Raw genomic sequence first — 13,848 nt, 5'->3', positions numbered from 1 at the left:
GCATCGTCGCATCCCGGAGGAGCGGATGTCCCGCACCTGCCCCGATCCTCGCACGCCGCCCGCGAGCGGCGCGATCCGGCCCGCTAGAGGTGCAGGCCCACGAGCACCGGCTCCGGCACCAGGTGCACGCCGAACTGGTTCTCGACGCGCGCCTGCACGAAGCGCGCGAGCTCGGCCACCTGCTCGCCCGTGGCGCCGCCGCGGTTCGTGAGCGCGAGCGTGTGCTTCGAGGAGACGGCAGCGCGGGAGCCCGGCAGCGCGAAGCCGCGCTCGATGCCCGCCTGCTCGATGAGCCACGCGGCCGAGAGCTTCACGCGCGGCACGGGCCGGTCGAGCGAGGGCAGCGGCGTGTCGGCGTCGAGCGGCAGCACGGTGGCCGAGGGCTCGGGCGCCACCGACCAGCGGGGGGCGTCCTTCGGCAGCCCGGCGGCGAAGCGCGCGGAGACGACGGGGTTCGTGAAGAACGAGCCGGCGCTCACGGAGTCGGGGTCGTCCGAGAGCACCATGCCCTTCGACGACCGCAGCGCGAGCACGGAGGCGCGGACGTCCTCGAGCGGCACGCGCGTGCCGAGCTCGACGCCGAGGGCGGTCGCGAGCTGCTGGTAGGCGACGGGCTGGCTGCGGCCGTCGGGGCTGCGGCGCAGGCGCAGGTCGACCGAGAGCACCACGCCCTGCAGGTCGCCGCGCTTCAGCGCGGAGTCGCGGTAGCCGAGCCGCAGCTCGGAGGCGGGGATGCGGCGCACCGCGAGCGTCTCGGCGCTGTGCTCATCCACGCACAGCAGCTCGATGGCCTGCAGCGTCGAGGCGACCTCCTGGCCGTAGGCGCCGATGTTCTGGATGGGCGCGGCCCCGACGGAGCCGGGGATGCCGCTGAGCGCCTCGAGGCCCGCGAGGCCGTCGGCGACGGTGCGCTCGACGAGCGCATCCCAGCCCTCGCCCGCCTCGACGCGGAGCACGACCGCGTCGTCGGCGGGCGGCTCCTCGCCGGCCGGGCGGTGCGGCGCGGCCGCCACGGGCAGGGCCTCGATGCCGCGCGTCGCGATGCGCAGCACCGTGCCCTCGTAGGGCTCGCTGGAGGCGACCGTGTTCGAGCCGCCGCCGAGCAGGATGTGCGGCTCGTCCTGCGCGAGCAGCTCGGCGTACGCGGCGACGACCTCGTCGCGCGTCGTCGCCTCGATCCAGCGCGAAGGTGCGCCGCCGACGCGCATCGTCGTCGCGTCGGCGAGGGTGCGCGGCTCGGCCGCTGCGGCGGTCACGGCTCGTCCCTACGACCCGGTCGCGACGACGACCTGGGCCTTGCCCAGCACCGCCTGCTCGCCGACCGTCACCGTGAGGTCGATGCGCGCCGAGCCCTCCTCGGCCCTGCCGACCGTCGCGACGACGCGCAGCGCGGCGCCCTCCGCGGGGTCGACGACGACGGGGCGCGTGAAGCGCACCTGGTAGTCGAGCACGCGACCGGGGCCGGCCCAGTCGACGACGGGCTGCACCGCGGCTCCCATCGTGAGCATGCCGTGCGCGAGCACGCCGGGGAGGCCCACGGCCTCGGCGACGTCGTCGCGGTAGTGGATGGGGTTGAAGTCGCCCGAGGCGCCCGCGTAGCGCACGAGCGACTCGCGCGTGAACGCGAGCTCGCGCTCCGCGACGACCTGGCCGACCTCGAGCGGGCCGCCGTCGAACTCCTGCAGATCGGCCATCAGGCGTCCCCTCCCACGACGAGCGAGGACGTGGCCGTGACCACGTGCGCGCCGTCCGCATCCGTCACGACCGTCTCGCAGGTCACCATGTCGTTGCCGCCGAGCGAGCGCACCCGGGTCACCGTCAGCTGCGCCGTGAGCTCGTCGCCCGCGACGATCGGCCGGGTGGCCGTGAAGCGCTGGTCGCCGTGGACGATGCGCGAGAGCACGATGCCCGCCTCGGGGTCGTCGAGCAGCTGGTTCCAGGTGAGCTGCTGGATGACGATCGGGAAGGTCGGCGGCGCGACGACGTCGGCGTGGCCGGCGGCGCGCGCGGCCTCGACGTCGTGATGCTCGGGGTGCGTGGCCTGCACGGCGCGCGCGAACTCGCGCACCTTCTCGCGGCCCACCAGGTAGGGGGCCGTCGGCGGGTACTGACGGCCCTGGATCTCGGGGTTCACTGGCACACGCCGAGCCTAGTGCGGGGCGCGGCCGCGCGGTCGGCGCGCGGACCTCACCGGGTGCGGCGCCAGGTGCCGTCGACGGATGCCAGCTCGACCCACGCGCCGCCCGGCGTGCGGCCGACGAGGCGCACCGACATGCCGTGCGCCCCGGCGCGCACGAGCGCGGTGCGCACCCCGCGCCCGGCGGCCCATCGGCGGAGCGCCTGGGGATCGGGCGCCTGCTCCTGCAGCTCGGCGAGGATCTCGTCGACGTCGGCGTCGCGCAGCAGCAGGCGGCGGGTGGGGTGCTCCGGCCGTCCCGGCGTCGGATCCGTCATCGGTCGCCGTCCTCCTCGGGCATGACGAAGCCGCACGAGGGGCATCGCCGCTCGGCGATCGTGAGCAGGCTGCGGCATCGAGGACAGATGTCGCCGAACAGGTCGAGGACCATGGGGTTCCCTCCGCGACGGTCGTGCCGTCGCTGCGGTGGACGCTCCACACCTCGAAGCTGGATCTGCGGCGCGCGAACCACCGCTGGCTCAGCATGGCAGGCCGCCCTGGACGGAGCCTGCGCGTCGCGCCCCGGCTGCGAGCGGCCCGGAGATGCGACGGACCCCCGGAGGCGTGAGCGACCGGGGGTCCTGCGGCGGTAGCGAGGGCGGGGCTCGAACCCGCGACCTCACGATTATGAGTCGTGCGCTCTGACCAGCTGAGCTACCCCGCCGCGACGCCCGCCCAGGCGCGAGGCACCAAGCGGACGAGAGCCCCGAGCGAGGATTGAACTCGCGACCCCTTCCTTACCATGGAAGTGCTCTACCACTGAGCTATCGGGGCGCTGCCGTGCGACGGCAACCGGACGATCATAGCACCGCGCAGAGCCTCGCTCACACTCGGCGGGGCGGCTCCGGCGCGATGACCGCGGCGCACCCGTGGAGCGCCTCGAGCACGTGCCGGACGACCGCGCGCTCGGCCACCTCGGGGCGCGCGAGCGCGCTGATGACGCGGCCCGTCGGCACCCCCGCGAGCGGCAGGAGCCGCATCGCCGCCGACGGCCGGGTGCTCAGCCGCGGCAGGATGCCGATGCCGCGCCCCGCCTCCACGAGCGCCTCGACGAGCCGGTTGTCGCGCACGCGCTGCACGACGCGGAAGGGCTCGCCCGCGGCCGCCTCGATCGCGACGCGCAGGTCGTCGAAGGGGTAGCCCTCCGGCACGCCGATCCAGCGCTCCCCCGCGATGTCGCCGGGCGCGATGCGATCGCGCTGGGCGAGCGGATGCGCGGCGGGCAGCGCGATGTCGAGCGGCTCGCGCAGCAGGTCGACGACGCGCAGGCGCTGCCACTGCCGGAGCGGCGCCGCCGACATGCGGTGGCCGATCACGAGGTCGTGGTCGCGCGCGAGGGCCGCGTAGTCGGCCTCCGCGACGTCGTGGTCGTGGAGGCGCACCTCCACCTCATCGTCGAGCGCCTCGAGCAGCGCCGGCAGCAGCACGACGCCGGCGCTCGGCAGCGCGGCGATCTCGATGCGGCCGCCGATGCCGCCCTGGAACGCGGCGAGCCGCGCCTCGACGCTCGCGACGACCGCCGCGACCTCCACCGCGCCGGAGGCGAGCAGGCGCCCGGGCTCCGTGAGCCGCACGCCTCGGCCCTGCGGCTCGGTGAGCGCGAGGCCGAGCGAGCGCTCGAGCGCGCGCAGCCGCTGCGAGACGGCGGAGGGCGTCACCGACAGGGCGCGAGCGACGGCGGTGAGGCTGCCGCGCTCGTCGAGCTCGCGGAGCAGCGAGAGGTCACGCAGTTCCATGCAGCAACGCTACACAGACGGTCAAGCGACGTTCGCTTGTGCTGCAGGATCGCTGTCTGATCGGGTAGCCCCATGATCCAGCGCGCGATGACCACGACCGAGCGGCTCGCGGCGATCCTGGTGGCGGTGCTGTGGGGGCTGAACTTCCTGGCCATCCACCTCTCGCTCGAGCAGTTCCCACCCTTCTTCCTCGTGGCGCTGCGCTTCGCCCTCCTCGCGATCCCGACGATGCTGCTCATCCCCCGCCCGGACGTGCCGCTGCGCTGGCTCCTCGGCTACGGGCTCGGCTTCGGCACGCTGCAGTTCCTCTTCCTCTACTGGGCGATGGCCACCGGCATGCCCACGGGCCTCGCCTCGCTCGTGCTGCAGTCGTCGGCGCCCATGACGGTGCTGCTCGGCGCGACGCTGCTGCGCGAGCGCCTCGACCGCGGCCAGGTGATCGGCATCGTGCTCGCCGTCGCGGGCCTCACCGCGATCGGCGGGCAGCAGGCTGGGCACCGCGGCGCTCGGGCCGTTCCTGCTGACCCTGCTCGCGGCGCTCGGCTGGGCGCTCGGCAACCTCTCCAGCCGCCTCGCGCGCCCCTCGAAGCCCCTGCACCTGACGCTCTGGATGTCGGTCGTGCCCGTGCTGCCGATGCTCGGCGTCTCGCTCGCCGTCGAGGGCCCCGCGGCGATCGGCGCCTCGTTCGTCGGCCTCGGCGAGCCCACCGGGCTCTGGGCCCTCGCGGGCCTCGGCTACACGATGCTGTTCGGCACGGTCGTGGGCAGCGGCATCTGGACCTGGCTGCTGCGCAACCACCCCTCCTCGCGCGTCGCGCCGTTCTCGATGCTCGTGCCCGTCGTCGGGCTGCTGACCGCGTGGATCGTGCTGGGCGAGACGCTGACGGCGGGCGAGGTCGCGGGCGCGGCTGTCGTGGTGCTCGGCGTGCTCCTGGGCTCGGGCGCGGTGCCGCTCGGGCGGCGGCGCACGGTCGAGCCGGAGGCCGACCTGGTCGAGCCCGCGCCGCTCGAGGAGCCGGACGCAGAGCCCAGGGCCGGCACGGAACCGATCGGGATCGTCGGGGCGCGCTGAGCGGTCGCCCACCCGCGGGATCAGCGGAGGCGGGCGAGCCGGCCCGACCCGCGGACGAGCGGCCGCTCAGTCGGCCAGCGTGTCCTTGCTCCAGGCGGCCGTCTCCGTCGGCGCCGCCGGCTCGCCGTGGGCGAGCGCGGCGTCCTGCGCGGCGTTCTGGTCGAGCAGCTCGCGCTCCGCGAGCTCCTCCGGCTCGTCGGCGACCGGCACCGCCACGCCCGGCAGCGCCCACGCCGTGAACGACGGGCCCGATCCCGTGAGCCGCAGGCCGCCCTCGCCGAACACCGCGGCGCCGCCATCGCCCCACAGCGGCGCGGGCTCGGCGCCCTCGAGCACGACGTCGCCCTCCTCGACGACCACGTCGTAGAAGCCGCGCGCCGCGACGCAGAGCACCGACGACGCGGCGGTCTCGCGCACCCACACGAGCACCTCCTCGCCCACGTGCAGCCAGCGCATGCCGCCGCCGCGGAGCGCCGGCTGCGCCGCCCGCAGCGCCAGCAGCTCGCGGTGGACGGCGATCGTCGCCTCGTGCTCGCCCAACGACGCCCACGGCATCGGCGTGCGCGAGTCCTCGCCGTTGACGCCCGTGAGGCCCAGCTCGTCGCCCGCCCACACCACGGGGATGCCCGGCAGCGAGACCGCCATGCCGAGCGCGACCGGCACGGCCCCCGGCAGCGCGTTCGTCGCGAAGCGCGGGGTGTCGTGGGTGTCGAGCGCGTTCATGTTGTGCAGGCGCGTGCGCCACGGGATGCCGGCCACGAAGCGCTGGTGCTGCGCGTGCACGTCGACACCCGTGTACGAGGGGATGACCGAGCGCGCCATGCCGAGGCCGCCGAAGGCCGCCGAGCCCGGCACCGACAGCCAGCCCCACACCGGACGCGTGAAGTTGGCGTAGGTCATCGCGCCGTGCCAGGCGTCGCCCTGGAAGTCGTCGGTCGCGTCGTTCGTCGACTCGCCGAGCAGCAGCGTGTCGGGGTCGATCTCGACCATCGTGCGGCGGATGATCTGCCGCACCTCGGCGTTCAGGTCGTCGTCCTCGTAGCGGCCCGTCATGTTGGCGACGTCGATGCGCCAGCCGTCGAGCGAGTACGGCGGCCGCAGCCAGCGCCCCACGACCGAGTCGGGGCCCTCGATGAAGCGGTCGCGCAGCTCCTGGCTGTTCCAGTTGAGCTTCGGCAGCGAGGCGTGCCCGAGCCACGACGCGTAGGTGCCGCCCTCGTGGAAGTAGTAGAAGGCGCGCTCCGGGGCGTCCTCCGAGGCCTGCGCCGCGAGGAACCACGCGTGCGTGTCGCCCGTGTGGTTGCTCGTGAGATCGCCGAGCACCTTCAGGCCCTTCGCGTGGGCCGCCTCGACGAGCGAGATGAGCGCCTCGTCACCGCCGAGCAGCGGGTCGACCTCGTCGAAGGTCGAGGCGTTGTAGCGGTGGTTCGACTCGCCCGGGAAGACGGGCGTGAGGTAGAGCACCGTGGCGCCGAGGTCGACGAGGTGGTCGAGGTGCGCCTCGGCGCCCGCGAGGTCGCCGCCGTAGTACTGCTCCGAGACGCCGGGGCCCGAGCCCACGACCGGCTCGTCCCATCCGGCCGCCACCGCCCACGCGGGCGTGGATCGCGCATCCGCCTCCGCGGAGCGCGCGAAGCGGTCCGGGAACACCTGGTAGAGCACGGCGTCGGTCGCCCAGGCGGGCGGCGGCTCGTGCGCGACGAGCGCGAAGTCGGCGTCGTCGCGCGTCTCGATGCGGTGCACGCCCTCCTGGTTGATCCACTGCGTGAGCCCCGACTCGTGGTGCACGAGCCACCGGTAGCGGTGCACGGGGTTCGCCACCCGGATCTCGGCCTCCCACCAGTCGTGCCCGCCGGCGGTGCCCAGGTGCACCGCCTTGTTGAAGAAGGGCTCGCGGTCCGGGTTCGACCGCACGAGCACCTCGAGGGGGGCGTCGGCGCCCACGGGGATGCGCAGGCGCACCCGCACGGTGTCGCCGAGCCGCGGCTCGAGGGTGGAGACGTGGAGGGCGGAGCCGTCGTGATGGGGCTGGAGCACGAGGCAACGCTAGGGCATGCCGCGGCCCTCAGCGCGCGCGGGGCGAGAGGTCGTAGGTGACCCACGGCGTGGCCGTCGCCACGCGGTCGTAGAGCGCCCGCGCATCGGCGTTGTCGCCCGCCGTGATCCAGCGCACGACCGAGCGGCCCTGCGCCGCCGCATCCTCGCCGAGCCGCGCGAGCAGCGCCGTGGCGGCGCCCGTGCGGCGGCGCGAGGGGTCGACGAACAGGTCGTCGAGGAAGGTGCCGATCGTGCCCGTCGATGGGCGGTGGAACGCGCGGTGGTTGGCGAGGCCCACGAGCTCGCCCTCGAGCTCGGCGACGAGCCCCTCGACGACCGTCGCCGGGTCCTGGATCCACGCCCAGACGCGATCGATGACCGCGTCGTCGGGCGTCAGCCGGTAGAAGTCGCGGTAGCCCCGGTAGAGCGCCTTCCAGGCGGCCTCGTCGTCGGCCGTGACCGGTCGAACGGCGACCTGCCCGACCGCCGGTCGACCCTCCGCCGCCTGCCCTGCCGACACGCCCCGCTCGCCCTGCTCGCCCATCCTGCGCTCCCCTCGTCGTGTGCCGCCACGGTATCCGCGAGGGCCGCCCGGCGCCTGATGGCGGCCGGACGGCCCTCGGCAGGTTCCGCGTGAGGTCAGTGCTCGCTGGCCTTCTCGGCCCCCGCGCCCGTGAACGAGCGCACCTCCATCTCGGCCTGCTTCGCGGCGTGGTCGGCGGAGGGCTTCGTGACGAGCGTGCCGACGATGCCGAGCACGAACGCGAGCGGGATCGAGACGATGCCCGGGTTCGAGAGCGGGAAGACCGCGAAGTCGGCCTCGGGGAACATCGACGTCTCGCGGCCGGAGACGGCGGGCGAGAGCACGATGAGCAGCACGCACGAGACGAGCCCGCCGTACATCGACCACAGCGCGCCGCCGGTGTTGAAGCGGCGCCAGAACAGCGAGTAGAGGATCGTCGGCAGGTTCGCCGACGCCGCGACCGCGAAGGCGAGCGCGACGAGGAACGCCACGTTCTGGTTCTGGGCGATGATGCCGCCGACGATCGCGATGATGCCGATGACGACCACCGTGATGCGCGCCACCCGCACCTCGGCACCCGGCGCGACGTCGCCGCGCTTGATGACCGAGGCGTAGATGTCGTGCGCGAACGAGGTCGCCGCCGTGATCGCCAGGCCCGCGACGACCGCGAGGATCGTCGCGAACGCGATCGCCGAGATGACCGCCATGAGGATCGGCCCGCCGAGCGCGAGCGCCAGCAGCGGCGCCGCCGAGTTCTCGCCGCCGGCCGCGGCGCGGATCGTCTCCGGCCCCACGAGCGCGCCGGCGCCGAAGCCGAGCACGAGCGTGAAGAGGTAGAAGATGCCGATGAGCCAGATGGCCCACACGACGCTCCGTCGCGCCTCCTTGGCGCTCGGCACGGTGTAGAAGCGCATGAGCACGTGCGGCAGGCCCGCGGTGCCGAGCACGAGCGCGAGGCCGAGCGAGAGGAAGTCGACGGGGTTCGTGTACTTCAGGCCCGGCACGAGGATCGCCTCGCCGTCGGGCGACATCTCGATCGCCCGCGCGAGCAGCTCGTCGAAGTCGAACTGCACGATGAAGAGCACCATGAGCGTGAGGATGCCCGCGCCGGCGATGAGCAGCACGGCCTTGATGATCTGCACCCAGGTGGTGCCCTTCATGCCGCCGAAGATGACGTAGACGATCATGAGGCCGCCGACGAGCGCGATCGTGACGTCCTTCGCGATCGGGTCGGTGAAGCCCATGAGCAGGGCGACGAGGTTGCCCGCGCCCGCCATCTGCGCGACCAGGTAGAAGAAGCACACCGCGAGGGTCGCGAGCGCCGCGGCCATGCGCACGGGACGCTGCTTGAGCCGGAAGCTCAGCACGTCGGCCATCGTGAAGCGGCCCGTGTTGCGCAGCAGCTCGGCGACGAGCAGCAGCGCGACGAGCCACGCCACGAGGAAGCCGATCGAGTAGAGGAAGCCGTCGTAGCCGGCGACGGCGATCGCGCCGCAGATGCCGAGGAAGCTCGCGGCCGAGAGGTAGTCGCCCGCGATGGCGATGCCGTTCTGGCGGCCCGAGAACGATCGGCCCGCCGCGTAGAACTCGTTCTCGGAGGCCTTGCGGCGCGAGACGCGGAAGACGATGAAGAGGGTGACCGCGACGAACGCCGCGAACACCACCATGTTGATGACGGGGTCGACCTGCTGCAGCTCGGGCGCCGCCGCGGCGCCGAGCGGCGCGGCCGCGAGCGCGGCGCTCATCGTGCGGCCCCCGCCGCGCGCTCCATCTCGTGCGCGAGCGGCTCGGCGATCGGGTCGTAGGTGCGGTTCGCCCAGCGGCTGTAGAGCATGGTGATGGCGAAGGTCGTCACGAACTGGCCCAGCCCGAACAGCAGCCCGACGTTGATGTTCGAGTCGCCGATGGGGGTGGCGAAGAAGCCCGGCGCGAAGCCCGCGATGAGCACGTAGGCGAGGTACCAGGCGAGGAAGACCACCACCAGCGGCACGATGAAGGCCATGAAGGTGCGCCGCAGGCGCTGGAACTCGGGCGAGCGCTGCATCTCGGCGCTGCGCTCGGCGATCGGATCGGGCTCGGGCATCGTGCTGCTCCTCTTCCCAGGCGCGACGCTGCGCCTGCTTCACCGTCGAAGTCCCGCCACCCTAGCCGCGAACGACGGACGGGCCGCGGGAACCTCCCACAGCCCGTCCTCGCGCGCGCGTCCGGCTACTTGACGGCGCCCGCCGTCAGCCCGCCCACGATGTACTTCTGCAGGTAGAGGAAGAGGGCCACGACCGGGATGGCCGAGAGCACCGCGCCCGCCGCGAAGATCGGGTAGTTGGAGTTCGTCTCCTCCGACACGTAGCGGAACAGCCCCACCGCGAGCGTGAGGTTCTCAGGGCTCGTCATGAGGGTCGACGCGATGACGAACTCGCTCGTCGTGCCGATGAACGAGAGCAGGCCGACGACCGCGAGGATGGGCGCGACGAGCCGCAGGATGATCGTGAAGAAGATGCGCGCGTGGCCCGCGCCGTCGAGCTTCGCGGCCTCGTCGATCGACGACGGCACCGTGTTGAAGAAGCCGTACATGAGGTAGGTGTTCACGCCGAGCGCGCCGCCGAGGTAGACCATGATGAGGCCGATGAGGCTGTCGAGGCCGATCGCGGGGAAGATCTCGCTGATGCCGCGCATGAGCAGGTAGATCGCCACGACCGCGAGCAGCTGCGGGAACATCTGCACGAGGATGAGGCTCAGCAGCCCGCCGCGGCGGCCCGCGAAGCGCATCCGGCTGAACGCGTACGCGGCGAGCGCGCCGAGGAAGACCGTGCCGACCGAGGTGACGATGCCGACGATCATCGTGTTCGCGAACCAGTTGGCGAAGGGCCGCCGCGGGTCCGAGAAGAGGTCGACGTAGTTCTGGCCCGAGACCGACTGGAACAGCTGGTTCGAGCCCGTGAGCGTGCCGTTCGGGTTCAGCGAGGCGCTGATGACGTAGATGATCGGGAAGGTCGCGAAGATCACGACGGCCACGCCGATGACGTGGCGCCAGCCGAGCTCGCGCATCCAGCGGCCGAAGCCCATGCGCGGCTGCCGGATGGTGCGCAGCGGCGGCGCGCCCTCGCGCATCGCCTGCGGGTCGACGTTCTGGGGGTCGATGTCGATGCTCATCAGTTGAGGTCCTCCAGCGCACGCGTCTGGCGGAAGGACACCGCCGAGACCACGGCCACGATGACGAAGATGATGATCGCGAGCGCGGCCGCGAGGCCGTAGTCGCGGGTGCCCGCCTCGAACGCCGTCTTGTAGACGAGCGTGATGAGGAGGTCGGTGTGGCCGACGTTCTCGTCGACCCCCTGCATGCGCGGCCATGCGCGGCCCGCCTCGGGTGAGCATGTAGATGATGTTGAAGTTGTTGAAGTTGAACGCGAACGACGAGATCAGCAGCGGCGCCGTCGAGACGAGCAGCAGCGGGAACTTGATGAGGCGGAAGATCGAGAAGGCGCTCGCGCCGTCGACCGTCGCCGCCTCGGTCAGCTCCTCGGGGATCGACTGCAGGGCGCCCATGCAGACCAGGAACATGTAGGGGAAGCCCAGCCAGACGTTCACGATGAGCACCGAGATCTTCGCGAGCACGGGATCCGTGAGCCACGGGATGTTCGCCGAGCCGAACAGCACCTCGTTGATGAAGCCGAACTCGGTGTTGAACAGGCCGAGCCACACGAGCGCCGAGAGGAACGACGGGAACGCGTAGGGCAGGATCGCGAGGATCCGGTAGACCTTGCGCGAGCGCATCCGCGGGTCGTTCAGCGTGATCGCGAGGAACAGGCCGAGGAAGAACGAGATGCCGACCGACAGGACCGCGAACGCGAAGGTCCAGATGGTCACCGAGACGAGCGCGCTGCCGAACTGCTGGTTCTGGAACGGGTAGAGGAAGTTCTCGAAGCCGACGACGATCTGCCAGCCGGTGCCGAGCACCTGGCCGTCCTCCGACTCGAACTGCCCGGCGCCGAGGTCGCGGTAGACGGTGCCGGTCTCGGAGTCGGTCATGGTGCCCGCCTCCTCGTCGTAGACGAAGATCGAGCGGAACTCGAAGCCGTTCGTGGCGTCGGTCGTGCGGAGGAAGCCCTCGGAGAGCTCCTCGCCGAGCGGCACCTGGAGGCTCGCGATCTCCTGCTGGCGCTGCAGGATGTCCTGGAGGCCCAGGCTCGTCCAGCCCTCGACGGCCGTCGCGCGGCCGCCCTCGAGCGTCACGGTGCCCGGGTCGACGGGCTCGAGCGGCTCCTCGGCGGTGCCGAGCAGCGCCTCGCCCTCCGGGCTCGTGGCGAGCAGGCCGAGGCCGCCGGGGCCCTCCACCACCTGCACGCGGTAGGCGGGCGAGCCCTCGACGCGCTGCGTGTTCTGCAGCACGATCGCGGCGACCGCGTCCTCCTTCGTGGAGTTGTGGCCGTCGCCGTAGTTCGTGAACGCGATGTAGAGCGAGTAGACGATGACGAACAGCTGGAACATCGCCAGGAAGATGAGGCCCGGCACGAGGTACTTCGCGGGCAGGAAGCCCGGGTTCAGGTAGACGACGTTGACGAGCAGCGTGACGGCGGCGACGATGCCGAGCACGAGCCAGTCCTCGCGGAAGAAGAGGGCCGACATCGCGAAGACCGCGATCGCGTCGACGATCGCGAGGAATGCGATCTTGACCGCGAGCACGCGCATGCTGGGCGGCTGGTGGTGGATGCCGCGGCGCGGCGCGGCGCCGCGGCGGCCTGCGCGGGGCGCGTCGGGTCGTTCGGGGGCGGACGTCGTCGTCACGCGGGCTCCTGGGTGCTGGGTGGTGCGTGCTGGGTGCGTGGTGCGCGGGAGCGCGGGAGCCGCGGCGGCCCCACGACGAGCGCGTCGTCGCGGAGCCGCCGCGGCGGGCGATCAGCCCTCGAGCGTGGACTGGATCTTGTCGGCCATCTGGGTCCAGGCAGCACCCGGGTCGGAGGCCTGGCCGCCGATGATCTGCGCCTCGGTGGTGCCCCAGTCGGCCCACAGCGCGTCCATCTCGGGGATGTTCGGCATCGGGACGCCCTCGGCGCCGACCGCGCCGAAGCCGGCGACGTCGGCGTTCGACTGCGCCGCCTCGAAGGCCGCCGAGAGCGCGGGCGCGCGCTGGCCCGACTCGAAGATGGCCGTCTGGGCCTCCTCGCTCGCCACATACTCCGTGAGGAACTGCGTCGCGACGATCGGGTTCTCGGAGTAGGCCGAGAGCATGAAGCCCTGCACGCCCACGAACGGCGTGGCGGGCTGGCCGCCGGCCGAGGGGATCGGGTCGATCGCGTACTCGATGCCCGCCTCCTGGAACGTCTGCAGGTTCCAGGGGCCCGTGATCGTGTACGGCGAGGCGCCGTTCGCGAACTGCTCCTTGGCGATGTCCTGCGAGATGTTGAGGTTCACGATGCCCTGCGAGCCCCACTCGGCGAGCGCCGAGGCGAACTCGACGTTGCCCTCGTTGCCGAGCTGCAGGTCGGCCGCGTCGTACGAGCCGTCCTCGTTGAGGCCGAAGACGGGGCCGCCGAAGGAGGCCTGCATCGGGTACAGGTGGTAGGGGTCGGCGTTGTTCGGGTCGATGCCGACGAGCATCGGGTACTCGGCGTCGCCGGACTCGACCGCGGCCTGCCCGGTGGCGACGAGGTCGTCCCACGTGGCCGGGGCCTCGGGCGCGAGCGCGGTGTTGCGCACGAGCGCGATGTTCTCGATCGAGACGGGCACGCCGTAGACGCTGCCCTCGTACGTCATGGCCTGCACCGAGACGTCCTCGAAGTCGGCCGCGCCGTCGCCGAGCTCGACGGGCGCGACGACGCCGTTCTGCACGAGCTTGCCGATCCAGTCGTGCGCGCCGACGACGATGTCGGGGCCCTCACCCGAGGGCGCCTGGGTGGTGAGGTCGTCCCGGATGGTGCCGAAGTCCTTGACGACGACCTCGACGGTCGTGCCGGTCTCCTCCTCGAAGGTGGCGATGACGCCCTCGAGGGCGTCGGCGCGGTTCTGGTCCATCCAGATGGTGAGCGCGCCGCCGCCTGCGGCCTGCGTCTCGGTCTCCGCCGGCGCGGGGGTCCCGCCGCCGGCGCACGCGGTGAGCGTGAGCGCGAGCGCGCCCACCCCCGCGGCCGTCATGAAGCTCCTGTGCTGCATGGTGCCTTCTCTCGTTGCACGGCCCCGTCTGCCGACGGCCATCGTCGGCGGGGCCTGGCACATCGTGGGGGCCGGTCCCCCATCCGTGCAAGTCGAACGAGGGTCCAGACATGGATCGTTCCGAATTCGTGACCTTGGCTGTCGAGCACCCATAGCC

The 13,848-nt window shown here is 72.5% G+C and carries 11 protein-coding genes, 2 tRNA genes and 2 pseudogenes; 1 reads left to right on the top strand and 14 read right to left on the bottom strand.

Features of this window, described 5'->3' with window-relative positions; all coding sequences use genetic code 11:
* Positions 1–83: 83 nt before the first annotated feature.
* The 7 genes from OVA14_RS06575 to OVA14_RS06545 all read right to left on the bottom strand — a co-directional run bounded on the left by OVA14_RS06575 (position 84) and on the right by OVA14_RS06545 (position 3,912).
* Positions 84–1,256, bottom strand: coding sequence for a UDP-N-acetylmuramate dehydrogenase (locus tag OVA14_RS06575; protein ID WP_267505436.1), 1,173 nt, complete (start codon positions 1,254–1,256; stop codon positions 84–86).
* A 9-nt stretch (positions 1,257–1,265) separates the two neighbouring features.
* Positions 1,266–1,694, bottom strand: coding sequence for a MaoC/PaaZ C-terminal domain-containing protein (locus OVA14_RS06570; RefSeq protein WP_267505435.1), 429 nt, complete (start codon positions 1,692–1,694; stop codon positions 1,266–1,268).
* Entirely contained in the window at positions 1,694–2,140 is a 447-nt protein-coding gene (locus tag OVA14_RS06565) for a MaoC family dehydratase N-terminal domain-containing protein (RefSeq protein WP_267505434.1), read from the bottom strand. The genes OVA14_RS06570 and OVA14_RS06565 overlap by 1 nt, the downstream gene beginning before the upstream one ends.
* A gap of 47 nt (positions 2,141–2,187) precedes the next feature.
* Entirely contained in the window at positions 2,188–2,454 is a 267-nt protein-coding gene (locus OVA14_RS06560; RefSeq protein ID WP_267505433.1) for a hypothetical protein, read from the bottom strand.
* 312 nt (positions 2,455–2,766) lie between these two features.
* Positions 2,767–2,840: transfer RNA gene (locus OVA14_RS06555), tRNA-Met, on the bottom strand.
* A gap of 38 nt (positions 2,841–2,878) precedes the next feature.
* Positions 2,879–2,950, bottom strand: a tRNA-Thr gene (locus OVA14_RS06550).
* 50 nt (positions 2,951–3,000) lie between these two features.
* Complete coding sequence (locus tag OVA14_RS06545; RefSeq protein ID WP_267505432.1) at positions 3,001–3,912, bottom strand: LysR family transcriptional regulator; 912 nt, start codon at positions 3,910–3,912, stop codon at positions 3,001–3,003.
* 87 nt (positions 3,913–3,999) lie between these two features.
* Here OVA14_RS06545 and OVA14_RS13810 point away from each other — a divergent pair.
* Positions 4,000–4,984 (top strand): annotated as a pseudogene (locus OVA14_RS13810) (EamA family transporter).
* A gap of 66 nt (positions 4,985–5,050) precedes the next feature.
* Here OVA14_RS13810 and OVA14_RS06535 read toward each other — a convergent pair.
* The 7 genes and pseudogenes from OVA14_RS06535 to OVA14_RS06505 all read right to left on the bottom strand — a co-directional run bounded on the left by OVA14_RS06535 (position 5,051) and on the right by OVA14_RS06505 (position 13,691).
* Complete coding sequence (locus OVA14_RS06535; RefSeq protein WP_267505431.1) at positions 5,051–7,021, bottom strand: glycoside hydrolase family 13 protein; 1,971 nt, start codon at positions 7,019–7,021, stop codon at positions 5,051–5,053.
* 28 nt (positions 7,022–7,049) lie between these two features.
* Entirely contained in the window at positions 7,050–7,565 is a 516-nt protein-coding gene (locus OVA14_RS06530; protein ID WP_267505430.1) for a GNAT family N-acetyltransferase, read from the bottom strand.
* A 95-nt stretch (positions 7,566–7,660) separates the two neighbouring features.
* The gene (locus OVA14_RS06525) at positions 7,661–9,289 is read right to left on the bottom strand and encodes a cation acetate symporter (protein WP_267505429.1); all 1,629 of its coding nucleotides are present in this window, start codon (positions 9,287–9,289) and stop codon (positions 7,661–7,663) included.
* Complete coding sequence (locus OVA14_RS06520) at positions 9,286–9,627, bottom strand: DUF485 domain-containing protein (protein ID WP_267505428.1); 342 nt, start codon at positions 9,625–9,627, stop codon at positions 9,286–9,288. The genes OVA14_RS06525 and OVA14_RS06520 overlap by 4 nt, the downstream gene beginning before the upstream one ends.
* Positions 9,628–9,752: 125 nt before the next feature.
* A complete protein-coding gene (locus OVA14_RS06515; protein WP_267505514.1) occupies positions 9,753–10,652 on the bottom strand; it encodes a sugar ABC transporter permease in 900 nt (299 codons plus the stop codon).
* Positions 10,653–10,958: 306 nt separating this feature from the next.
* Positions 10,959–12,029: pseudogene (locus OVA14_RS06510) on the bottom strand (ABC transporter permease subunit); the annotation flags it as partial.
* Between the two features lie 408 nt (positions 12,030–12,437).
* Complete coding sequence (locus tag OVA14_RS06505) at positions 12,438–13,691, bottom strand: sugar ABC transporter substrate-binding protein (RefSeq protein WP_267505427.1); 1,254 nt, start codon at positions 13,689–13,691, stop codon at positions 12,438–12,440.
* Positions 13,692–13,848: the final 157 nt, after the last annotated feature.

Source organism: Agrococcus sp. SL85 (assembly GCF_026625845.1).
Classification (GTDB): Bacteria; Actinomycetota; Actinomycetes; order Actinomycetales; family Microbacteriaceae; genus Agrococcus.
This window is presented reverse-complemented; position numbering and strand designations above follow the sequence as displayed.

What these genes read in the sequence shown, in the direction of transcription:
- OVA14_RS06570 (WP_267505435.1), bottom strand. Translation starts at nt 1,694, where the DNA reads ATGGCCGATCTGCAGGAGTTCGACGGCGGCCCGCTCGAGGTCGGCCAG.
- OVA14_RS06530 (WP_267505430.1), bottom strand. Translation starts at nt 7,565, where the DNA reads ATGGGCGAGCAGGGCGAGCGGGGCGTGTCGGCAGGGCAGGCGGCGGAG.
- OVA14_RS06525 (WP_267505429.1), bottom strand. Translation starts at nt 9,289, where the DNA reads ATGAGCGCCGCGCTCGCGGCCGCGCCGCTCGGCGCCGCGGCGGCGCCC.
- OVA14_RS06515 (WP_267505514.1), bottom strand. Translation starts at nt 10,652, where the DNA reads ATGCGCGAGGGCGCGCCGCCGCTGCGCACCATCCGGCAGCCGCGCATG.
- OVA14_RS06520 (WP_267505428.1), bottom strand. Translation starts at nt 9,627, where the DNA reads ATGCCCGAGCCCGATCCGATCGCCGAGCGCAGCGCCGAGATGCAGCGC.
- OVA14_RS06560 (WP_267505433.1), bottom strand. Translation starts at nt 2,454, where the DNA reads ATGACGGATCCGACGCCGGGACGGCCGGAGCACCCCACCCGCCGCCTG.
- OVA14_RS06505 (WP_267505427.1), bottom strand. Translation starts at nt 13,691, where the DNA reads ATGCAGCACAGGAGCTTCATGACGGCCGCGGGGGTGGGCGCGCTCGCG.
- OVA14_RS06545 (WP_267505432.1), bottom strand. Translation starts at nt 3,912, where the DNA reads ATGGAACTGCGTGACCTCTCGCTGCTCCGCGAGCTCGACGAGCGCGGC.